The organism is Phyllobacterium sp. 1468 (assembly GCF_031455525.1).
Classification (GTDB): Bacteria; Pseudomonadota; Alphaproteobacteria; order Rhizobiales; family Rhizobiaceae; genus Phyllobacterium.
Window position 1 is genome coordinate 183,662 of record NZ_JAVDSX010000002.1, and the last position, 19,682, is coordinate 203,343.

At 56.8% G+C, this 19,682-nt stretch carries 19 protein-coding genes and 2 tRNA genes; 8 read left to right on the forward strand and 13 right to left on the reverse strand.

Features of this window, described 5'->3' with window-relative positions:
• The first annotated feature begins 1 nt into the window (after position 1).
• Entirely contained in the window at positions 2-781 is a 780-nt protein-coding gene (gene xth, locus J2X72_RS06365) for an exodeoxyribonuclease III (RefSeq protein ID WP_310069803.1), read from the forward strand.
• A gap of 86 nt (positions 782-867) precedes the next feature.
• Here the strand turns inward: xth and J2X72_RS06370 are convergent, their stop codons facing one another.
• From J2X72_RS06370 to J2X72_RS06380, 3 genes are all read right to left on the reverse strand, one after another.
• Positions 868-1,662, reverse strand: coding sequence for a tetratricopeptide repeat protein (locus J2X72_RS06370; protein WP_405044657.1), 795 nt, complete (start codon positions 1,660-1,662; stop codon positions 868-870).
• A gap of 535 nt (positions 1,663-2,197) precedes the next feature.
• On the reverse strand, positions 2,198-3,478 hold the full coding sequence (locus J2X72_RS06375) for an OmpP1/FadL family transporter (protein ID WP_310069806.1): 1,281 nt from the start codon (positions 3,476-3,478) through the stop codon (positions 2,198-2,200).
• Positions 3,479-3,862: 384 nt separating this feature from the next.
• Positions 3,863-6,649, reverse strand: a complete 2,787-nt coding sequence (locus J2X72_RS06380; RefSeq protein WP_310069810.1) for a valine--tRNA ligase — start codon at positions 6,647-6,649, stop codon at positions 3,863-3,865.
• Positions 6,650-6,831: 182 nt separating this feature from the next.
• On the opposite strand from J2X72_RS06380, the gene J2X72_RS06385 reads away from it, so the two are divergent.
• Positions 6,832-7,173 carry a hypothetical protein gene (locus J2X72_RS06385; protein ID WP_310069814.1) on the forward strand — a complete coding sequence of 114 codons (342 nt, stop codon included), beginning with the start codon at positions 6,832-6,834 and terminating at the stop codon, positions 7,171-7,173.
• A 26-nt stretch (positions 7,174-7,199) separates the two neighbouring features.
• Here the strand turns inward: J2X72_RS06385 and J2X72_RS06390 are convergent, their stop codons facing one another.
• From J2X72_RS06390 to J2X72_RS06400, 3 genes are all read right to left on the reverse strand, one after another.
• Entirely contained in the window at positions 7,200-7,979 is a 780-nt protein-coding gene (locus J2X72_RS06390; RefSeq protein ID WP_310069817.1) for a DUF2497 domain-containing protein, read from the reverse strand.
• 202 nt (positions 7,980-8,181) lie between these two features.
• Positions 8,182-9,576, reverse strand: coding sequence for a TolC family outer membrane protein (locus tag J2X72_RS06395; RefSeq protein ID WP_210001427.1), 1,395 nt, complete (start codon positions 9,574-9,576; stop codon positions 8,182-8,184).
• Between the two features lie 141 nt (positions 9,577-9,717).
• Positions 9,718-10,374, reverse strand: a complete 657-nt coding sequence (locus J2X72_RS06400; protein WP_310069820.1) for a protein-L-isoaspartate O-methyltransferase — start codon at positions 10,372-10,374, stop codon at positions 9,718-9,720.
• 345 nt (positions 10,375-10,719) lie between these two features.
• Between J2X72_RS06400 and J2X72_RS06405 the strand changes: the two genes are divergently transcribed.
• Positions 10,720-11,271: a GGDEF domain-containing protein gene (locus tag J2X72_RS06405; protein WP_310069823.1), complete on the forward strand. Its 552-nt coding sequence runs from the start codon at positions 10,720-10,722 to the stop codon at positions 11,269-11,271.
• Between the two features lie 49 nt (positions 11,272-11,320).
• Here J2X72_RS06405 and J2X72_RS06410 read toward each other — a convergent pair whose 3' ends face one another.
• The 3 genes from J2X72_RS06410 to J2X72_RS06420 all read right to left on the reverse strand — a co-directional run bounded on the left by J2X72_RS06410 (position 11,321) and on the right by J2X72_RS06420 (position 12,868).
• A complete protein-coding gene (locus tag J2X72_RS06410; RefSeq protein ID WP_210001423.1) occupies positions 11,321-11,953 on the reverse strand; it encodes a sulfotransferase family 2 domain-containing protein in 633 nt (210 codons plus the stop codon).
• Positions 11,954-12,371: 418 nt separating this feature from the next.
• Positions 12,372-12,445, reverse strand: a tRNA-Cys gene (locus J2X72_RS06415).
• Between the two features lie 174 nt (positions 12,446-12,619).
• Positions 12,620-12,868 carry a hypothetical protein gene (locus J2X72_RS06420; protein ID WP_112530278.1) on the reverse strand — a complete coding sequence of 83 codons (249 nt, stop codon included), beginning with the start codon at positions 12,866-12,868 and terminating at the stop codon, positions 12,620-12,622.
• 237 nt (positions 12,869-13,105) lie between these two features.
• On the opposite strand from J2X72_RS06420, the gene J2X72_RS06425 reads away from it, so the two are divergent.
• Positions 13,106-13,180 (forward strand) — tRNA-Asn (locus J2X72_RS06425).
• Positions 13,181-13,479: 299 nt separating this feature from the next.
• On the opposite strand, the gene J2X72_RS06430 is transcribed toward J2X72_RS06425, so the two are convergent.
• A complete protein-coding gene (locus J2X72_RS06430) occupies positions 13,480-15,135 on the reverse strand; it encodes an arylsulfatase (RefSeq protein WP_310069826.1) in 1,656 nt (551 codons plus the stop codon).
• Positions 15,136-15,518: 383 nt separating this feature from the next.
• On the opposite strand from J2X72_RS06430, the gene J2X72_RS06435 reads away from it, so the two are divergent.
• Entirely contained in the window at positions 15,519-15,827 is a 309-nt protein-coding gene (locus tag J2X72_RS06435; protein ID WP_310069829.1) for a DUF982 domain-containing protein, read from the forward strand.
• A gap of 322 nt (positions 15,828-16,149) precedes the next feature.
• On the opposite strand, the gene J2X72_RS06440 is transcribed toward J2X72_RS06435, so the two are convergent.
• The gene (locus J2X72_RS06440) at positions 16,150-16,371 is read right to left on the reverse strand and encodes a hypothetical protein (protein WP_210001401.1); all 222 of its coding nucleotides are present in this window, start codon (positions 16,369-16,371) and stop codon (positions 16,150-16,152) included.
• A 279-nt stretch (positions 16,372-16,650) separates the two neighbouring features.
• Between J2X72_RS06440 and J2X72_RS06445 the strand changes: the two genes are divergently transcribed.
• Positions 16,651-17,058 carry a hypothetical protein gene (locus J2X72_RS06445; RefSeq protein WP_310069832.1) on the forward strand — a complete coding sequence of 136 codons (408 nt, stop codon included), beginning with the start codon at positions 16,651-16,653 and terminating at the stop codon, positions 17,056-17,058.
• A 47-nt stretch (positions 17,059-17,105) separates the two neighbouring features.
• Here the strand turns inward: J2X72_RS06445 and J2X72_RS06450 are convergent, their stop codons facing one another.
• Positions 17,106-17,312: a hypothetical protein gene (locus J2X72_RS06450; RefSeq protein ID WP_310069834.1), complete on the reverse strand. Its 207-nt coding sequence runs from the start codon at positions 17,310-17,312 to the stop codon at positions 17,106-17,108.
• 126 nt (positions 17,313-17,438) lie between these two features.
• Between J2X72_RS06450 and J2X72_RS06455 the strand changes: the two genes are divergently transcribed.
• On the forward strand, positions 17,439-17,747 hold the full coding sequence (locus J2X72_RS06455; protein WP_310069836.1) for a DUF6665 family protein: 309 nt from the start codon (positions 17,439-17,441) through the stop codon (positions 17,745-17,747).
• A gap of 32 nt (positions 17,748-17,779) precedes the next feature.
• Here J2X72_RS06455 and J2X72_RS06460 read toward each other — a convergent pair whose 3' ends face one another.
• Entirely contained in the window at positions 17,780-18,028 is a 249-nt protein-coding gene (locus tag J2X72_RS06460) for a DUF2171 domain-containing protein (protein WP_310069839.1), read from the reverse strand.
• A 135-nt stretch (positions 18,029-18,163) separates the two neighbouring features.
• On the opposite strand from J2X72_RS06460, the gene J2X72_RS06465 reads away from it, so the two are divergent.
• The gene (locus J2X72_RS06465; RefSeq protein WP_310069842.1) at positions 18,164-19,669 is read left to right on the forward strand and encodes an NAD(P)H-hydrate dehydratase; all 1,506 of its coding nucleotides are present in this window, start codon (positions 18,164-18,166) and stop codon (positions 19,667-19,669) included.
• The last annotated feature ends 13 nt before the right edge of the window (positions 19,670-19,682 follow it).

Genomic DNA, 19,682 nt, shown 5'->3' on the forward strand with positions numbered 1-19,682 from the left:
CATGAAAATCGTTACCTGGAACATAAACGGCGTCAAAGCCCGTATCGAGGTGCTGACGACGTGGCTGCAGGAGTCCAATCCAGACATTGTCTGCCTGCAGGAGATCAAGTCCGTCGATGAAGGTTTTCCGCGCTTCGAACTGGAAGCGTTGGGCTATCATGTCGAGACGAATGGCCAGAAGGGCTTCAACGGCGTTGCCATTTTATCGAAACAGTCCCCCGACGAGCTCAATCGCGGTCTCCCTGGCGACGATGCCGATGATCATGCGCGCTTCATAGAGGCGGTGTTCTCCACCGAAAAGGGCCCGCTTCGCGTCGTTTCGCTCTATCTGCCCAACGGCAATCCCATCAATACCGAGAAATTCCCCTACAAGATAGGCTGGATGGCACGGCTGGAAAGCTGGGCGGAGGAACGGCTGGCCCTTGAAGAGCCTCTTATTCTGGCCGGCGACTATAATGTCATCCCCGAGCCTATCGACGCAAAGGTGCCGGAGGCCTGGGTCAATGATGCCCTGTTCCAGCCGGCGACACGCCAATCTTTCCGACGGCTCGAAAACCTGGGCTTCACCGATGCAGTTCGCAGCGTTACCGACAAAGGTGACGTCTATACATTCTGGGATTATCAGGCGGGTGCCTGGCAGAAGAACAACGGCATCCGCATCGATCACCTGATGCTATCACCGGAAGCCGCGAACATGCTGGAATCCGCCAGCATCGAAAAACATGTCCGCGCCTGGGAAAAGCCGTCGGATCATGTGCCGGTTGCGATTTTCATCGCCTGATAAGCCAGGATTTTATGACGATTTGGACCTTCGGTGAATTGACAGGTCTGGCCGGCATATTCGCCGTGACCCGATCCAGGATTGCGTTAGAAATCGCCGGTCTTGACGATGTCCTCTGCGAGCACCATCGCGGTGCGGCGGGCGGCCTCGTCTGATATGGAAAACGCCTGCTCCTGCACGTCCCGTATCCAGGCTTTGTCCTGCTTGTTGGCGTGTTCCAGAGCCGCAGTCATCATCGCGAGGCCGCGCACGGTCTTGCCCGCCTGAAACAGCAAATTGCCGAGCATGGCCTGCGCGCCGGCATTGCCTTTTTGCGCCGATAGACGGAACCAGCGTGCGGCCTGGTTGGGGCTGGCTTGTCCGCCCTCGCCTTTCATCAGCATCTTGCCGAGTTCGAATTGCGCGTCGGAATCGCCGAAATTCGATGCTGCCTGCAGATAAAGATCGCGCGCCGCACTTGGGTTGGAATTGATCGGCGAGTTCGGGATGCCACGCTTGACATAACCAGCCAACGCAACCAGCGCATCGGCGACATAGCTCTCGTTCTCCGTGCCCTGGTCGGCGCCTTCGTGGACGACCTGCTCAAACATCTTGTAAGCTTCGTAATCGTCTTCCTTGACGCCGTCGCCTTCCGCATACATGCGCGCAAGTTTCCAGTTGGCGCCCTGATGTCCCTTTTCAGCGGCAAAACGTAGTGCTTTGACCGCTTCGTCCTTGTGGCCGTTCTTATAGGCGGAAAAACCAAACTTGAAGAGTGCGAACGGGCTGGAGTCTTCCTTCACCTCGTTTTGCGTGTCGAAGGCAAAACAGGGCATGGTCAAAGCGCTCATCAAAAGGCCAAACCCGACAATTGGACCAAAAAAACGATCAGCGATGAGCATGACTATAGTCTTCCTTTGCCCTCACCGTGAGTGTCGCTGCGTTACCGCGCATCATATGAACGGTTCGAGCCCAAATCCCGCCAGCGCGCGTCATCGCGTCAGCCAGCGACGGGAGAGCCAAATCTCGCATGCCATTCCAGCGAACATTTGACCGCTTTCCGGCAATAGTAGGGCCAGAACGAAAGAAAACACTTGTGTCGAAAGCATAGGATTGGCGCGATGACGCAACCATCGTGGAAGGGCCGTTTGTCAACTTACGGCTCGAAGTTTTTGCCCATGAAACAAGTATCGTGTCCATCATTTCCCCAAGCGGAACATCTGTACCGTTACTCGATGTAATCAACCATCAAAGGTTGCCGCCCTTTCGAGTTGCTCCGGGTTTGTGGCGCAAAATGGGCAAATTCTGTCCTCTCCAGAGGCTGGACGATCATCGCGCCACAGTGTTGCTGAATCGTCACAAAATTTGATCACCCGAAGCGGCGGGTATGAAAAAGCCCGGCGCTTGACCGGGCTTTTCCGATTTTCGCACTTTGGCTTAGAACTTGATTTTGCCTGCGAGAGACAATGCGCCGACGAAATCATCACCGAAATCATAGGTCACATCGTTGCCGCAGCCGCCGGTCTTCGGGCAAGCCGTCGGGCCATAGGAACCAGCTGCCAGCATGCCGACAGCGCCGCCTAAACGAAGCTCGACATTTTTGTTGGGTGCGTAAGACACGCCGCCAGAAAGCAGATATGTATCGGTCTGGGTGGTCAGACCGGTCGACGTGCCGCGATCCCAGCTAAGCTGCGCCGATCCACTCCACTTGTCGTTGAATTTGTGGCCGATACCGGCAGCGACCGTCCAGCCATCCTGGAACATGAGATCAAGGGTCGTCAGCAGCACCGGCGATGTCGGTCCGCAACTCACAATGCCCTTGGTCGAAGTGGGGCAGAACGAGACCACGTTAAGAACGCTCCAGTCCACCCATTTGACCGAGCCGAATGCCAGCCAGTCGGGTGCGATACCCGTCTGGAGTTTGAATTCGAGCGATTGCGGTAGCGTGGCCGTGCCGTAAACGTCCGTGATCTTGTTGGCAAACGGATTTGTCCTCATCGGCGGAAGGCCCGTCAGGTCGACAGTACCGTTGATCTGGCCAAGATCTATCTCGGCATTGTAGATCAAGCTGGCACGGAAGGCGATTTCCGGAATTTCGTAGGCGGCGCCAATGCGCCAGCCCCAACCGTCAGCGTCGAGGTCGAGCTTGCCTTGACCATCGAACAACGCAGCCGCCGCTCCGAACGCGGCCGGGCCCACGACCAGACGGTTTTTGTAACCTGAAATCTCCTGGTAGGACACGCCGCCGATTGCACGGAGCTGACCCTTGCCAACATCAAATTTGTACGAACACGTCAGTCCGTAATCATCGCTCCTGATGTCGGTCTCGATGTTCTGGTTTGCACCCACCCAGTCCGCACCGGGATTGGTATGGACGCCCCAAGGCTGGCTGTAGGAGGCAAGGCAATCCGCGTCGGGCGTGAGGCCAACCTTTGTGCCGAAGCGCGGAACCGTATAGTTCGGGGTCTCGTGTGTCGACGTGGCGCCGCCACCGATACCGTTCGACCCCAATCCGTCGGCCGGGTTTGTGTCAACGGCGTTTTTGATCTTGCGATCCGGCATCACATAGATAACACCGGCTTCAGTGGCAAAGCGCTCCTGGTCGAAAAGCAGATCCCAATTGTAGCCAGCGCGCTCCAGCCCCCCGGCCTGTGCTGCGGAAGCCACGCTTGTCAGAAGCAACGCTCCACCCAAAATCGTTGAAATAGCCCTCGACATTAATTTCCTCCCCGAAGCCTCAAAAAACTTCCTGATCACACACAGTTCAGGAAAATTGTTACCAATACGTAATACCTAACAAATCGCGGCGTGCACGCAATCACCAGAAAATCACCGGTTTCGCGTAACGAACGGTCCCAAACTGGAAATTGGCGCAAAATTGCGAGGACGAGACGAAAATTTCTCGAATTTCACGCTAATCCGAAATGATTAGAGGCAAAATCGATGGATTTTGGGCCCAAAACGCCCTTGTTGCTCAAATGCAACGGCCGCCAAAAATGACGGAATTGGGGCTTTTACCCGACCGAAATGAGGAAGTTACCCTTCCTTGGCGCAGTAAAAGCCCTTTGGACGCGCGCCGGATTCGCTCCGGCGCGCCAGGCTCTAGCCTGCTTCGCGAACCCTTCGGATGGCCGTCTCGATTTTCTCGGCGGCAGCTTGAAGTTCTAACAACCGCTCGCGTTCCGCTTCCACGATTTCCGGTTTGGCGTTGGCGACGAACTTCTCGTTGCCGAGCTTTTTGCTGATCTTTTCGCTCTCATCGGCGATCTTGCCGGATTCCTTGGTCAGACGCGCGATTTCCGCATCGACGTCGATCAAGCTGCCAAGCGGCAACGAGGCCGTTGCCTCGCCGATCACGAATTGCGCAGAGCCCTTCGGCGCATCGTCCGCAAGGGTAATCGTTTCGACACGTGCGCGCCATTTGATCGAGGCGTCGTGGCGCTGCAACCGTTCCTTCGTAACGTCATTGGCGCCGATGATGACGAGCGGCGCAACCGCCGATGCCGGGACGTTCATCTCCGCGCGCACCGAACGTATCCCGGTGACCAGATCGATCAGCCAGTTGATGTCCGCTGCCGCCTCCGCGTCGACGAAATCCGGATCCGGCCAGTCCGCATGGCACAGCAACGTCTCACGGCTCTTGCCCTCGCCCGCTGTAAGCGCCCAGAGCTCCTCGGTCATGAACGGCATGAACGGATGCAGCAGCTTGTAAATCTCGTCGAGTACGTGCGCAGCGCAGGCCTGCGCCTCCGCCTTGGCTTCCGCATCCTCTCCGTTGAACACCGGCTTCAAAAGCTCGATGTACCAGTCGCAGAACTGGTTCCAGACAAAGCGATACGCCGCGCTTGCCGCCTCGTTGAAACGGTAGCCGGCAATACCGTCCGTGACATCGCGCACAGCATTGGTGAGTTCGGTCAGGATCCAGCGGTTGACGTTGAGCTTGGCATTTTCCGGACGGAACGAAGGATCGCGGGCAACGCCGTTCATTTCGGCAAAGCGTGTGGAATTCCACAGCTTGGTGCCGAAGTTGCGGTAGCCGGCAATGCGGCTCGGGTCGAGCTTAACATCACGCCCCTGTGCCGCCATGATGGCAAGCGTGAAACGCAGCGCATCCGCACCATACTCGTCGATCAGTTCCAGCGGGTCGATGACGTTGCCTTTCGACTTCGACATCTTGGCGCCGTTCTTGTCGCGCACCAGCGCATGCATATAGACGGTGTGGAATGGCTCCTCCCCCATGAAATGCAGGCCCATCATCATCATCCGGGCTACCCAGAAGAAGATGATGTCAAAACCGCTGACGAGAACACTTGTGGGATAGTAGGTGGCAAGCTCAGGCGTTTTGTCCGGCCAGCCCAGAGTGGAGAAAGGCCAGAGTGCCGAAGAAAACCAGGTATCAAGCACGTCCTCGTCGCGGGTCAGGATCTCGCCGGGCTTGAGGTTTTCCAGAAGGTTCTGGACATGGGCCTTCATAGGCCCTTCATGCGCCAGATAATGCTGGACCGCTGCGCTCAGCGCTTCTTCTTCCGTGCGCTCCACGAACACCTGTCCATCGGGTCCGTACCAGGCAGGTATCTGATGACCCCACCAGAGCTGGCGCGAAATGGCCCAGGGCTGGATGTTTTCCATCCATTCGAAATAGGTTTTTTCCCAGTTCTTCGGCACGAAGTTGGTACGACCCTCGCGCACGCTGGCAATCGCCGGCTTGGCAAGTTCGCCCGCATTCACATACCACTGGTCGGTAAGATAGGGCTCGATCGGAACATCGCCGCGATCCCCGTGGGGAACCGAATGCGTATGATCCTCGACTTTTTCGAGATAGCCGCGCTCGTCCATCATGCTGACGATCAGCTTGCGCGCTGCAAACCGGTCTTTGCCATCAAGCGCATGAACCAGCTGGTCGAGAAGACTCGATTTCTCAAGGTCTTCAAAAAAGTCGTTGTTTTCCTTAAGGAAAATGGAGGCATCCGTGTGCAGGATATTGATTTGGCGCAAATCGTTGCGCTTGCCGACCTCGAAGTCATTGAAATCATGCGCCGGCGTTATCTTGACCGCGCCGGAACCCGCCGCCGGATCGGCATAATCATCGGCAACGATCGGAATGTGACGCCCGACCAGCGGCAGGACCACATTATTGCCAACCAGAGCATGATAGCGCTCGTCATCGGGATTAACCGCGACACCCGTGTCGCCCAGCATGGTTTCGGGACGCGTCGTCGCGACCACGATAAAGGTATGCGGGTTTTCCGGGTCGAAGGCCACGTTCTCGAGCGGATAACGGAAATGCCACAGATGGCCTCTGATTTCGCGCGACTCGACTTCAATGTCGGAAATTGCAGTCAGAAGCTTCGGATCCCAATTGACCAGTCGCTTGTCCTTGTAGATCAGGCCCTGCTTGTAGAGCGTGACGAAAACTTCGAGCACGGCTTTCGACAAGCCTTCATCCATCGTGAAGCGCTCACGCGACCAATCGCATGATGCGCCAAGGCGCTTGAGCTGACCGGCAATGATGCCACCGGACTCCGACTTCCATTCCCAAACCCGTTCGACGAACTTTTCCCGGCCCATTTCCCGGCGGCCCGGCTGTTGCCGCTCCATCAACTGCCGCTCGACAACCATCTGCGTGGCAATTCCGGCGTGATCCATGCCCGGCTGCCAAAGCACGTTCTTGCCGCGCATGCGCTCGAAACGCACCATAATATCCTGGATCGTGTTGTTGAGCGCATGGCCCATATGCAGCGAACCCGTCACATTCGGCGGCGGTATGACGATAGAAAATGCCTCGGCGCCCGGTTTGGAACCGGCTCCGGCCTTGAAGGCGCCGGCCTCATCCCAGCGTTTTGCGATTTCAGGCTCTACGGCCGCGGCATCATACGTCTTCTCAAGCATGCGAAAGTGTCCGTCATTTGCGGAAAGGGGTTGGCTACGGTGTAAACCCAATGGCCGGAGATAAGTCAATGCTGACGTGTCGTTAACCCAATCACAGGAAAAGCGGGAGATTCAATTTTCGGACAATTGCCTTACTACAACCGCAACGATTACTTGGGCGAAATTCACCCGAGAGGTTTTTGATGAAAGTGCTCAATCCAATTCTACTGTTCGCGGCATCGCTGGCCATTACCGCCTGTACCTCGTCTGGTATGCGGAGCATGGATTACAAGAAGAACCTCTCTGATCCTGTCGCTAGAAGGACGCTGCTGACGCAATGTATCAGCGACTTCAACCGCCAATCGCAGAACAAGCGTGCAAACATGGCAATTTTGATGCGCGTATCGGAAAAAGATGCCCCATCCGTGTTTTGCAAACGTCTCATTGATGGCATCGCCAGCGGCCGGATCACGACCTCCGACGTTGAGACCACAAATAGCCAGCATGTATCACCGAAAGTCCTTAAAGTGATCCTGGGCCGATAACGACAATATAGGTTTCCGCTGTTGCGCTACCGCCTGCCGCCCCGCGCCACACGCTCGATCTCTTCGCGCACGAGGCGTTCGACCAGGGTCGGTAAATTGTTGTCGAGCCAGTCCTGCAGCAGAGGCCGCATGATTTCCTGCGCGATCTCGTCGAATGAGCGCCGTTGTTCGCTCCTGACCGCGAATGAGAGATCATCAAATGCAGCGCTGACCTGGCGCTCGGCTGTCTCGGACAGGATCGGTTCAAGCGTGCGCTGCAGATCCAGATGCACGCCGTCATCTCCGCTATCGGCCGATGATTCGATTGCAGGCGCCGCCAGCGAGGCTTCGGCTGGTTCCTCGAAATCCATTTCGTGCGCAACCTCGACAGGCTCGGCAACGAAGTCCTGTTGCGGCGTCGGTTCCGGGGTGGGTTCTGGCGCCAGAAAACCCTCCGGAATGTCTTCGGCAGGCATGATGGTATCTTCGACTGGCTTTGTCTGCGGTTCAGCGGGAGCCACAGGTGCTGACCGTGCAGATTCCCGCTCGGCAACCTTCGATTGCGGGCGTCCCAATGCCGTCTCATAGGACCGCGCCGCTGCTGGCGGAACGGCGATACCTTCGCGCGGTGGCAGCTCGGCTTCTTCGCTCAACTGAACCGCCGGCTGGGGTTCGGCAGCAGCAGCATGCGGCGGCTGATCGGAGTTGACCGGCTGCGGCACGACTTCATCTGGCCGTCCCGTATCGCTCTCCTCGATGATACGGCGGATCGATGCGAGAATCTCCTCCATGGAGGGTTCCCGGGCGACGCTGGATGATTGTGCCATGATACTTTTGCCCACTACATCTTGTTTCATTGCGCTGCAACGAATCTGTATCCAGTGTAGAGGCTTGCACTGCGTTTGAGAATCCCCGCGCAGTTCGTTTGAGGCTAACCCACAGACTTTTCTGAAAACAGCCCTGAAAAGCAATTTGCCGCCAGGGGCTAACCTGACGGCAAAGTGTGTTCTGGTCGAATGACAATGAAGATCAGCGGCCGTCGGGCGTGCGCAGGCCGATCCACTTGTCCTTCACAGCATCGTAATGCTCTTCGGGATGGTATTCCGCGACCTGCAAGCCGATTTGGCCAGGGTTCAGGCGCCCCACTGCCAGGAGAACGGCATAGCTCGCCACGACACTGTCACGTTCGGCCTGCGCCAGGCTGACCTGTCCGGTCAGCACATCGGCCTGGGCATTCAATACGTCGAGTGTCGTGCGCTGGCCTACTTTGCGTTCTTCGATGACGCCGTTCAAGGCAAGTTCCGCGGCCGCAACCACCGATCTCTGGGCAACGATCTGCGCTTTCGCCGATTCCATGGTCGAATAGCCGTTGGCGATCGCCTGACGGACAGCATCGCGCTGTACATCAACTTCGATGCGCCGCTGTCCCAACGTTTCCTTGGACTGGCGAACCAGCGCGGATGTCCTGCCGCCGCTATAGATCGGGATCGTCATCTGGATCCCGGCGGAGGCCGATGTTGAGTCGTTGGTGTTAGTGCTCAAACCGCCCTGGAAGATTTCGTCGCGCGTAATCGATCCCTGGAGGCCAACCTGGGGCAGAAGCTGACCTTCCTGCGCCTTCACATTGTATCCAGCTGCGTCGACGGCATATTGTGTAGCCAGGATCGCCGGATGATTGTTGGCGGCGATGCTGAATGCCTGATCCATTGATCGCGGCAGTGATTTCGAGGCCATCGCCGCGGCTTTGAGGCGGCCCGGCTCCGCCCCGACGATCTGAATATAGACCGCTTCGGCATTCTTCTCGTCGGATTTCGCCGCAGCTAGCGTTGCGATGGCAGAGGCTTTGGAGGCCTCGGCTTGCGCAACGTCGGTACGCGTTCCCTCGCCAACATCGAAACGTGCGCGCGCAGCGCGCAACTGTTCGTCGAGGAACTCAAGGTTTTTCTGCCGCAGGATGACGATCTGACGGGTGAGGTAGACGTCCATGAATGCCTGTGCGGCTTGAAACAGCGTGTTCTGCTCACTGTTGCGCAGGTTTTCACGCGCGGCCAACACCTGTGTTTTTGCAGAAGCCACATTGTTCTTCGTGGTGAACCCGTCGAACAGCAGCTGGTTCACGGTGATGCCGAACGTCCCTGAGTCCGTGCGTCCATGAACACCGCCATCCAGCCGGCGCCAGGTCGACGACAAATCGGCGGTTCCCGATATGGTCGGACGATACGCCGACTTTGCAACCGCAACACCTTCGTCGGTGACACGGACGCCCGCCCTGTCGGCATTGACGGTGGAGTTTCTCTCGTAGGCCTTTTCCATTGCCCCGAATATTGTCTCAGCCATCGAAGGCGTAGAGGTTAGTACCGTGGCTGACAACAGCGCTGCGGTTAATAATCGCTTGCCCGCTATGAACACTATAAACCCCTTCATTCTCTCAATATTCCGACCGAACCATTCGGTTCGACAGTACGCCTTAGATAGCTATCAATTTCCGGGTTGACCACAGCGGCATTCCCTAAAATGCAAACAAAGTGGCCGACCGTTGCACTTTTGTCTCATATGCAGCGGTTCTCAGAACTCGAACTCGGCTATTTTTTCGAAGCCAGGAAGCGCTTTGACCGCAGAATTGAATGCACGGCGTCCCGAAACGATTCCGTCGTTTTTTACGTAAATCATTGATTTTCCAGAGTTTCCCGCCCCCTCAACAACCACGAGTCTTCCGCCGTTCTTCAACTGATCAAATAATGACGCAGGAACGTGATCAACGCTACCCTCAATTAGAACTACATCATAGAGGCCCCCGGACGCGTGGCCGCCCTGGAGCGGCGCATTAACCACGACGACATTCTCGAACCCGAGGCTTGCCAGATTCGAAGCCGCCTGCTCCGCGAGATCGGCATCACATTCGACCGCTACGACCGAACGCGCGACGCGCGACAGGACCGCCGAGGAATAACCGGTGGCACATCCGATATCGAGCACAGCGTCTTCGGGCTGAATATTGGCAAGCTGTGCCATCTTGGCGAAGGGCGAAGGCTGCATCAGATAACGGCCGTCCGAAACCAGGACGTCATCATCGATATAGGCGAGAGGCATGCGAACGCTCGGCACGAACTTCTCGCGCGGCACGTCAAGAAAAGCCTGGAGCAAGGGTTTGTCGGTCACATCAGTCGTGCGCAACTGATTGTCGACCATCTTGATCCGCAGGTCCTCAAAATTCAGCGTCATGGTCTACAAGCTCTCTTCAAGGCACTCGCAACGCAAAGCGCTTGCAAGCGCGTGACATGCTCCTGACGTCCGGTCCGGACCTTACGGCCTTTATGGTTACCCATCCGTGACCAGAAGCGATAATTATCAAAGGATGTGGCAAAAATTTCCATCAGCGTCAATGAATGACTAACGCCGCACGCTGATGCCCCTTCGGATAATTTTCCGATGCGGCATCTGCGCACCACCCGCAGCGACAAGTTCCTTTAACCCTAGGGTTAATCCGGGATTGAATAGATTGGCCGCACCTGTCATTCTATACTTGCAGATGGGAGTCGTTCTGCGAACGGTAGGAATGCAAAGCAGATGATTGAGATCAAGGGATTCAATGACTTCCCTATAAGCCAGGATGAGTTGACAGGGCTGGCGGACAGAGCTGCACTTGAAGACCATCTCGATAGTCTTTGTGGTTCCTATGCCCAGAGTGACTTCGATGATCGCTTGCAATTCGCTATTCTTTGTATTGATCTCGATGGCTTCAAGAAATTCAACGATCAATACGGACGCGCCGAGGGCGATAGTCTTTTAAAGCTTGTGGCGGATCGCCTGCAATCATGCCTGCGCAAGAATGATGTTGTCTATCGCATGGGCGGCGATGAATTTGCCATTGTCCTGTTGCAGGCGACGTCCAACGAGGTGGCCAGCGTTGCCGACCGTATTATCGGATCGGTGTCGAAACCCTACGATCTCGGCGGTCCCGAGCCGGTGGCCATCAGCGTCACGATTGGTGCTGCCCTGGCGCCACGCGACGGCGATACGCCGGAGAGCCTGCTCTGGTGCGGCGATGCTGCGCTCTATATCGCCAAGAAGGCCGGCAAAGGGGTCTATCGCCGGTATTCCGAACGGCGGTCCAGCTAGCCCGCCTCGTTGATCGGGGCCATCGCCCTGGCCCGAATCTCAACAGGCCCTAAAATTCATATTCGAATTTTTCGAGATCTCTCTTCCAGATCTGCTCGACCAGCTTGCGCTCGACGGGAGTGTAGTAGTCCTGATAGGCACCGCGCTTGCTGGCATTCTTGCGGGTGAGTTCCGGGGACGCGTCCAGGTCCAGCCGCGTGATGATATCGGCGAATGCCTCTTCCATCCGCTCGAAGCGGTAGACCTGGTCCACCAGCAGCTTGCCGTCGAAATCACACAGCATCGAGCTTTGATCGCGGGGGCGCCACAATGCGCGGCGGCGCTCCTGGCGCAGGAAATCCGCAAAACTCTGCTTCTGGGCATCTTTATGGCGATGGTGATTGTCCTGGCCGCGTACGAAAGCATAGCGCGAGACGGCGAGATCATAGGGGTTACGCACGAGCCCGAATTTGAAAGCCCCCTCGAAGAAAGGACGTGGCAGTTTCAGCTTTGCCCAGCGCACCGAGGCATGCGGGCCGAATTGAATGTCGACATCTTCCGCGACAGGCAGGTGCGACAGAAGACGTCGCCATTGGCCGGAGGCTTTCTTTACGGCATAGGGGCGTAGCGCCCGCTTCAACGCCTGACCACCGGTCTTTGCAACATGAACAAAGATAAAATTTTTCTCGACAGAAACGAACATCCACCACCTTTTCAAGGATCGCGGTCCACACGATGATGCAACTTGTAGGTGCAGTCGTCCGCCAGGAAGGCCGGACTCAGTATAAAGCGTCAACCAGCCTGCAATAGACAGATACAATAGCAGTCTTGAACACAGACCATCGGCGAGCGAGATATGAGGAAAGCCCCCTCTCCCGTTGTGTAATCTGCGCAGCAGCGCTCGTAAGCTTGTCCCCTACATATTGCACGGCACTACCCCCAGGAAAGATGCCTATTGCCGGAAGTATGACATCTTCTGAACTTACGTCAAGAAAGCTATGGACGGGGGTACGCCGCAGACCGCACCTTTGCCTTCCAAAGGCGGCACGGCACCATCGTTGACGAGACTTCAACCGGCGTTCAGCAATAAAATCAGCTACTTGTAGGGTAAGATGTGTGACTGGAGGCCTCGCCCGGAATCGAACCGGGGTGCAAGGATTTGCAGTCCTCTGCGTAACCACTCCGCCACGAGGCCTCAAAGTCAAAATAGCTAATGAAATTAACTACTTGTGGAAGCGACAAGATTCATTTCCGAACAGCGTCACTCGCGGCCTTCCGAATAGCCGTTTTTGTTTTGTGCCGCAATACGTAAAATGAGAAGCCGCAAACAATCGTGCCAGTCACGAGTTGCTTGTTCGAACCGAAGCGTTCAGCCTTTGTCCTTGTCCGATGCAAACCAGCCGCTTTTCCAGCGGCGGCCGAGCTTCACTTCGATCTGACGGCGTTTGCGCCGTACCAGCGCCGAATCCTGTGAAAGGACGACCAGGCCGAGCGGGACCATCCAGAAACCGAGAACAGGCAGGAAACCGAGCGCACCTCCGGCAACCAGAGCTCCGCCAAGAGTGCGACGCATCGCCACCGATTGCGGAACCGGTATGTGGCGGCCAAAAATGCGCATGTGCCGGCGCTTCTTGTGGCCGTGATGCGTGGAATTTGTTTGGCTTTCCTTGTTTTCTGGGTCTTCAGACAAAAATCTTCTCTTTCGATTAAACCATCTCCAGAGCCGGATGTAGGAACGCTTTCGCCCCATGTCATCATTCTGTTATGCACATAAGTCGAAAAAAAGCGAAATGGTCCTTTGCAAAAGCGAAACCCTTTTGCTATAGGCCACTTCGCTGACGAAATAAGCAGCTATTCCCCGGTAGCTCAGTGGTAGAGCAATCGGCTGTTAACCGATCGGTCGCTGGTTCGAATCCGGCCCGGGGAGCCACTAGACTGGCAAATATTCTTACCACATCGATGTCCTTGAGCTATTGCTCCCTCGGGTACTGTCTCACCTACAGTCCGAGGACCAGAGCCTGGCGGCATTGGCATTAAAGTGCACAACCAAACGAAAACCGGCGCTTACGCATAGCGTGGACAAAATACCGGCAACGCCCCCGCCATTCATAGGCAAGTACGAATCGAGAAAAGTGCAGGGCTGGCGCCACCTACCCCAATATTGATGACAGCGGGCAATGAGATTTGCCTCAATTTGCCGCTGCCATCAATCATCAGGGGCAAGCTCAATCACTGCCCGGCCTGTTTCCTCATCGCCTCTGCAATCTGCGCCTTGACAGCACTGAGCCCGAAGCTGGCACCAGCCTGCATCGGCGGGAAGTCGATGGCGGTCTTCGCCAGCTCCTCCACCTTCTGCTGAACAAGAACGAAACGCCAGAATTCGAATTTGTACCATTCGAAGTATTCGAGCGAGCCGTTATTCCCGCCTTTGAAGAATGCCGTGCGCTCGAACGGATCGAGGCGCAGGTTGACAACGGTCGGTGCACCCAACGTCACCGTGTCACCCAGCCAGCCTCCCGGCTGTTCCTTGAAAGTGTACTTGTAATCATCGATACGGGCGGCACCGAGTGTGCTTTCGGCGAAATACCAGATCTCATGACGGCTGGATTTACCCGATCCGGTGATCATGCTGGTCTGGTCATAGCCGTCGAGGTGAACCTTGTAGTTCTGGCCGTTGAGTTCCTTGCCAGCCTTCAATTCGACAATGATGTTGGGATCACCGGCAGCCGCGACGAGCGTCGGAAACCAGTCGAGGCCGGAGAACAGGCCGTTTGCGACCGATCCGGCTGGAACATGTCCAGGCCAGCGAATCATCGCCGGCGCGCGAAAGCCGCCTTCAAACGTCGTACCCTTGCCGCCGTAAAATGGGGTCTGTCCGCCGTCCGGCCAGGTGAAGTTTTCGGTGCCATTGTCGGTGGTGAATATGACGATGGTATTGTCATCGTCGCCGATGTCCTTGATCTTCTGCATGGTGGCACCGACAATGTCGTCGAGTTGAGCCATCCCGGCCTCGTGGATGGTCCAGCCATTTTCGGAATTGCGCATGCTCTCGTATTTTTCCGAAAGATGGGTGACGATATGCATGCGCGTCGGGTTGAGCCAGAGGAAGAACGGGGTGCCGTCAGACTTGGCCTTGTCGATGAATTTGAACGAAAGGTCCCGAATTTCGTCGTCAACAGTCTTCATCCGCTCTGGAAACAGTGTCCCCGCATCCTCGATCTTCTGTTTCCCGACTCTGCCCCAGCGCGGCATTTCCGTCGGGTCGTCCACATCCGTAGCCCAGGAGTGGACCATGTTGCGTGGACCGACGACGTTCAGCAGTTCCTGCGGATATCCAGGGTGGGCCGGATCCTCCATTGCGTCGAGATGATAGAGGTAGCCGAAGAACTCGTCGAAGCCGTGCACGGTCGGCAAGAACTTGTTGAGATCGCCGAGATGGTTCTTGCCGAATTGCCCTGTAGCGTAGCCCATGGACTTCAGAACCGTAGCAATCGTCGGTGCCTCCGCGGGCAGACCGATGGGCGAGCCGGCCTGGCCGACTGTGGTCATGCCGGTGCGGACCGGCAACTCACCGGTGATGAAATTCGCTCGCCCGGCCGTACAACTCGCTTCGGCATAGTAGTCGGTGAAGAGCATCCCTTCCGCGGCGAGCTTGTCGAGATTGGGGGTACGTCCGGCCATCATGCCGCGATTATAGGCACCAATATTCCAGATGCCGACATCGTCAGCCATGATGACGACGATGTTGGGTTTCTTGGCTGAAGTCTGAGCTTGCGCCGTCTTGCTGACTATTGTGTTCGCAACGGCGCCAATTGCCGACATTGCGAATAGCGATCCGCCTGTCAGCAGTATATCGCGCCTGCTGGGATTGTGTATGTCTGCCATTGTGTTTCCTCCCGGTGGTCAGTCCAACGCAGCAAGATATTTTCTACGGCTCCGACGTCTTTAGGCCCGCAGCATCCCATGCTCCGTAGACGTAGCTGTGAATAAGCGCACGCCTTGATGCTGATGAATGGCGGCGTACCTTACTCGGCAATCATGATCGTTCGGTCCATGCATTCGCAAGTACGTAACGGTAACGGCGACTGCACCAATGCGGCTATGGTTGCGGATTTGCGCTCGGCGTTGGGCGCGATATGGCGACTGGCAAGAATCTTCAGAGCTATTGAAAATGAAGCAGCGAAGGCGCGGGCGGATCATCCTGATTAGTACCAAGTGACTATCGAAGCCTACGGAACCGAGTCCCTCGGTTCTCCGTTCGGGTCCCGATGGATGATCGACTGTTCAACCCTGTGAGGATCATGACAAGCCAGCCTGGCAGGATGCGCGTGATTACCTCCGCACTGCGTGCTGCCGAGTGCATCCTGAATGACTGGCCAATCGGCCAGGGCGAGAAGCTTTCAGACGCGAGGGAAGCTCTCCTGTCCTGCCTGGAACGCAGGCTTTCCCCCGGGGCCGCACGCATCGCTTTCATCGAAGCGGCAAAAGAAGCCGGCAACTATGTCGATGAACCGAGGCGGTTAGCGCCAGCGGGAAAAGTGAAGAAGTCCCATCGGGCAAGGCGGCGGTTTCCATGAATATAACGGGCAACTTTCCATCGGCGATCAGCGTTGTATGATATTGCAGGTTTGGAAAGGAGTGACTGCCATGGGAGGATCATCGCAACACTTTATACGGAGAATGCCAACTGCGCCGGGCCACCTTATGGATGCGAACAAGCACCACACGCCCAAGACCAGGCATGAACCGGAAAGGTTATCCGACGTGCTGAAACGTTCGAAGGGTGCTTACTCTATCAAGAGGCACACCGCCTTCACCAAGGTAAGGGTCGTAAAAACGCCGGACTTATAGTCTGATCGATACCCCTCAACGTCGATGACGGGTGAACCGACGGGCCCCTCAACAGGAGCCCGCACCGGCCTCGCGAGCCTTGTCCTCAACCAAAGCGTCGATCGCGCGCTGAACCTCCTGCAATCCCCATCCGGCAGCAAGCGCCTCCTGTGCGATGGCGTACATCTCGTTTGAGGAAACCTTGTCCAGGAACTGATCGCGCAGGGCCTCGCGCCATTCCGCTTCGCGCTGTTCGTCGTCTTCGGCAGATCGCGGGGATGCAATACGCATGGCACTCACTCCTACGGAAAATGCATCGTAGCGAATCACTTCTGAAAACGCAAAGCCTGTCAAGCTGCGAGTTCATGAGGTCACTGGTATAGCTCTATCGAGCGGCCTTGCATGCAGCTTGGCAGGCAATGGATTTGCGGGTAAACGCCACTAGATGCGGCCTCGCCGCTCCACCCCGATCGTATTTCACCAATGACCCCGCTGGAACCTTTTTGTCGTGCACTTGTTGAACAATCACAGCGGCTGATTAACAGCAGTCCGGGAGGATTCATGATGTCAATGAAATCACTTGTAATCGCTGCCGTAGTTGGCCTGTCGGGTCTGTCGGCCTCAGGATGTGTCGAAACCACGGGCCCCTACTATGGCGGGTACAGCGGGTATGGCGGCTATTACGGAACCACCATTTATGACGACGGATTTTACAACGGACCTCGCTACTACAACAACAGGTCCCGTTACTACGATAACCGCCGTTATGATAGACGCCACGATGACTGGCGCCGCCGCAATGACAATTCAGGCAGCCGTGACGATTGGCGGCGCAGGCAGGAAGCCCGCGCAGACCGTCCCGATACGCCGCGTCCAGCAAGGCCGTCAAGAAATGACAGCCGACCGCCAAGCCAGCCCGATATGTACATTCCTCCAGTCAGCCGACCTGGCGGATACATGGGCAATCAGCAGCGTTGAAACGACAAGTGGGCGCCGTAAAAATCAACGGCGCCCAAATTGTTTCTTCAAACATGCTTGGGCGGTTCTCTCACCTCGTCGGGGTTCGGTATCGGCATTTCGTCGGGCAAGCGGTCGGGTGGCGGTTCTTCCACCGGAATTTCGCTTGGCGGACCAGGTTCTGGCGGTAGTTCGTCTGGCCTTGGCGCAGGGCCAGGATCGGTTGGCCGGTTCGTATCTGGTCCCGGCTTTGGGATTGGTGCTGGATCACCCATATCATACCTCCTTCGTATCCAAGGGGTAATCCCGCGCCTTCGCTAATGTTCCGCTGCTTCTTGCGCGGGCACGGGCTTTGTGCTCGAATCGCTGTCCTCCCTAGCAGAAGAGATTGATAGTCCGCCATGTCGTTCAGACCTCCGCAAAGCATCGCCGCCAGGTTCGACCGGGACAGCCCGCCAAACGCCCTTGATATGGAAATCATGGCGGAAATGGCCGCCGCTCTTGGCCGCGCTGGAGAAAAGGTCGAAAGGACACTGGAGGCGCTTAATTTAGCGCCGGAATCCGGGCAGCTCCCCGAACTCAAAGCGGCCGCACGTGCAGTCCATGCCTACTTCATTCAGCGCGAACTATGCGGTCTGCGCAATCACGACGATGCGATCCGCCACTACGGCATTCCACGCACGGTGCTGGTACGGTTGGGTGCTGTCTGACGGCCTGAAGAGATCGATTCGGGCGATTCAGATTACTTTTCGGATTTCTCTTCTTCGAACATCACCGCGACATCCGAATTGGCGGACAGCCGGACCTTGTTGCCTTCGACCTCAGCGACCAGAGCTATCGAAATATAGTGATGATGGCCCTTGTGCGAGCCCTCCCCGCTATCCTTTTTCGTCAGTTTGATGCGTGTCCCGTCGACATTATCAACTGTGCCAACATGCACGCCATCGGCTCCGATGACTTCCATGTGTTCCTTGATGCCTGCTGCAGCCATGACCTTACCTCCAAAAGTGACGCGACAGGAACGCACGAAATGAACTTTGGATGCATTGCTGCGTTGAAGGCTTACCGGGACGAGTTGAAAACCCTACTGTGCCGCAGAATTTCTCGAAGAAGGCATCACTTCTAAATGACCCACGAAATTTTGACGCCCGGAGAGATGGGTGAAGCCGACAGCCGGACGATCGCGGCCGGTCCTTGCGATGGCTACGGCCTGATGTTGAACGCCGGCGCCGCCATTGCCCGCCATCTTCTCGCTGAACACGGCGATGCATCCATATTTCATGTCCTGTGCGGACCGGGAAACAATGGCGGCGATGGCTATGTCATTGCGCGCTTGCTTGCAGAGAGCAGTGCGACGGTAGATGTCTGGTCCTCCGCCGCTCCCAAGCCGCGCACCGACGCTGCCCGGGCACTTCAGGACTGTCCGGTCCAGGCGCGGCCTATCGGGGAATTTCGGCCAGTTCCCGGCAGTCTAGTGGTCGATGCGCTGTTCGGTGCAGGATTGAACAAAGCGGTGACGGGCGAAGCGGCGGCCGCGATCGTGCGCGCCAACGAAGCCCCGGTCAAACGCGTTGCTGTCGATGTGCCTTCGGGGCTCGACGGCTTGACCGGCCAGCCTCTCGGTACGGTCTTTGAGGCGACAAGCACAATCACGTTTTTTCGTAAAAAGCCCGGCCATCTGCTTTATCCGGGACGGCATCTGTGCGGCGCGTTGACCGTTGCGGATATCGGCATCCGCGACGATGTTCTGCAAGATATCCAGCCGCGCTGCTTCGAGAACACGCCTGATTTTTGGCAAGCCCTGCTTCCGGCGCCGCAAGCCAATACCCACAAGTACAAGCGCGGTCACGTCGCAGTGTTTTCCGGCGGTGCGACCGCAACAGGCGCCGCACGGCTATCGGCATTGGCAGCAGCAAGAAGTGGTGCAGGCGCCGTGACACTTCTCTCGCCCGCGGAAGCGCTAGGCGTCAATGCCGCTCACCTCACCTCGATCATGCTCAGCCGCTGCGACCATCCGGAAGATTTGCGAACCTTTATCGAAACACGCAAAGCTTCAAGCTTCGTGCTCGGACCGGGTTTCGGCATTGGTGAAAAAGCCCGCGACTTCGCCCTCGCCTTGCTTCGAAACGAGTCTGCGAAACTGGTTCTGGACGCCGACGCGATCACGTCGTTTCGGGATCATCCGGAAATCCTTTTCAACGGCTCGCGCAGCGCATCGGAAATCCGTCTGGTATTGACGCCGCACGAAGGCGAGTTCGGGCGTCTATTTCCCGATATTGACGAGAAGGATATGCCTTCAAAGGTCGAACGGGCGCGCGCCGCTGCCGCCCGTGCTCATGCGATCGTCATCTACAAGGGCGCCGACACCGTTGTCGCATCGCCCGATGGTCGCGCCGCAATCAATACCAACGGAACCCCGCTCTTGGCCACAGCAGGCTCGGGCGACGTTCTTGCAGGTCTTGCCGCAGGTCTGATGGCGCAGAGCATGCCTGCATTCGAGGCGGCCTGTGCGGCGGTCTTCATTCACGGCGCGGCGGCACGCCACCTGCATTTTGGCCTGATTGCAGAGGATCTTCCTGCAGCGGCAGCATTCGTTCTTTCGGATTTGTTGGGGAATTTGGTTCAGGAGTGATTTCACGCGTACC

Excerpts from the sequence above, each read along its gene's own strand:
- xth (WP_310069803.1), top strand. The coding sequence starts at position 2 with ATGAAAATCGTTACCTGGAACATAAACGGCGTCAAAGCCCGTATCGAG.
- J2X72_RS06370 (WP_405044657.1), bottom strand. The coding sequence starts at position 1,662 with ATGCTCATCGCTGATCGTTTTTTTGGTCCAATTGTCGGGTTTGGCCTT.
- J2X72_RS06375 (WP_310069806.1), bottom strand. The coding sequence starts at position 3,478 with ATGTCGAGGGCTATTTCAACGATTTTGGGTGGAGCGTTGCTTCTGACA.
- J2X72_RS06380 (WP_310069810.1), bottom strand. The coding sequence starts at position 6,649 with ATGCTTGAGAAGACGTATGATGCCGCGGCCGTAGAGCCTGAAATCGCA.
- J2X72_RS06385 (WP_310069814.1), top strand. The coding sequence starts at position 6,832 with ATGAAAGTGCTCAATCCAATTCTACTGTTCGCGGCATCGCTGGCCATT.
- J2X72_RS06390 (WP_310069817.1), bottom strand. The coding sequence starts at position 7,979 with ATGGCACAATCATCCAGCGTCGCCCGGGAACCCTCCATGGAGGAGATT.
- J2X72_RS06395 (WP_210001427.1), bottom strand. The coding sequence starts at position 9,576 with ATGAAGGGGTTTATAGTGTTCATAGCGGGCAAGCGATTATTAACCGCA.
- J2X72_RS06400 (WP_310069820.1), bottom strand. The coding sequence starts at position 10,374 with ATGACGCTGAATTTTGAGGACCTGCGGATCAAGATGGTCGACAATCAG.
- J2X72_RS06405 (WP_310069823.1), top strand. The coding sequence starts at position 10,720 with ATGATTGAGATCAAGGGATTCAATGACTTCCCTATAAGCCAGGATGAG.
- J2X72_RS06410 (WP_210001423.1), bottom strand. The coding sequence starts at position 11,953 with ATGTTCGTTTCTGTCGAGAAAAATTTTATCTTTGTTCATGTTGCAAAG.
- J2X72_RS06420 (WP_112530278.1), bottom strand. The coding sequence starts at position 12,868 with ATGCGCATTTTTGGCCGCCACATACCGGTTCCGCAATCGGTGGCGATG.
- J2X72_RS06430 (WP_310069826.1), bottom strand. The coding sequence starts at position 15,135 with ATGGCAGACATACACAATCCCAGCAGGCGCGATATACTGCTGACAGGC.
- J2X72_RS06435 (WP_310069829.1), top strand. The coding sequence starts at position 15,519 with ATGGATGATCGACTGTTCAACCCTGTGAGGATCATGACAAGCCAGCCT.
- J2X72_RS06440 (WP_210001401.1), bottom strand. The coding sequence starts at position 16,371 with ATGCGTATTGCATCCCCGCGATCTGCCGAAGACGACGAACAGCGCGAA.
- J2X72_RS06445 (WP_310069832.1), top strand. The coding sequence starts at position 16,651 with ATGAAATCACTTGTAATCGCTGCCGTAGTTGGCCTGTCGGGTCTGTCG.
- J2X72_RS06450 (WP_310069834.1), bottom strand. The coding sequence starts at position 17,312 with ATGGGTGATCCAGCACCAATCCCAAAGCCGGGACCAGATACGAACCGG.
- J2X72_RS06455 (WP_310069836.1), top strand. The coding sequence starts at position 17,439 with ATGTCGTTCAGACCTCCGCAAAGCATCGCCGCCAGGTTCGACCGGGAC.
- J2X72_RS06460 (WP_310069839.1), bottom strand. The coding sequence starts at position 18,028 with ATGGCTGCAGCAGGCATCAAGGAACACATGGAAGTCATCGGAGCCGAT.
- J2X72_RS06465 (WP_310069842.1), top strand. The coding sequence starts at position 18,164 with ATGACCCACGAAATTTTGACGCCCGGAGAGATGGGTGAAGCCGACAGC.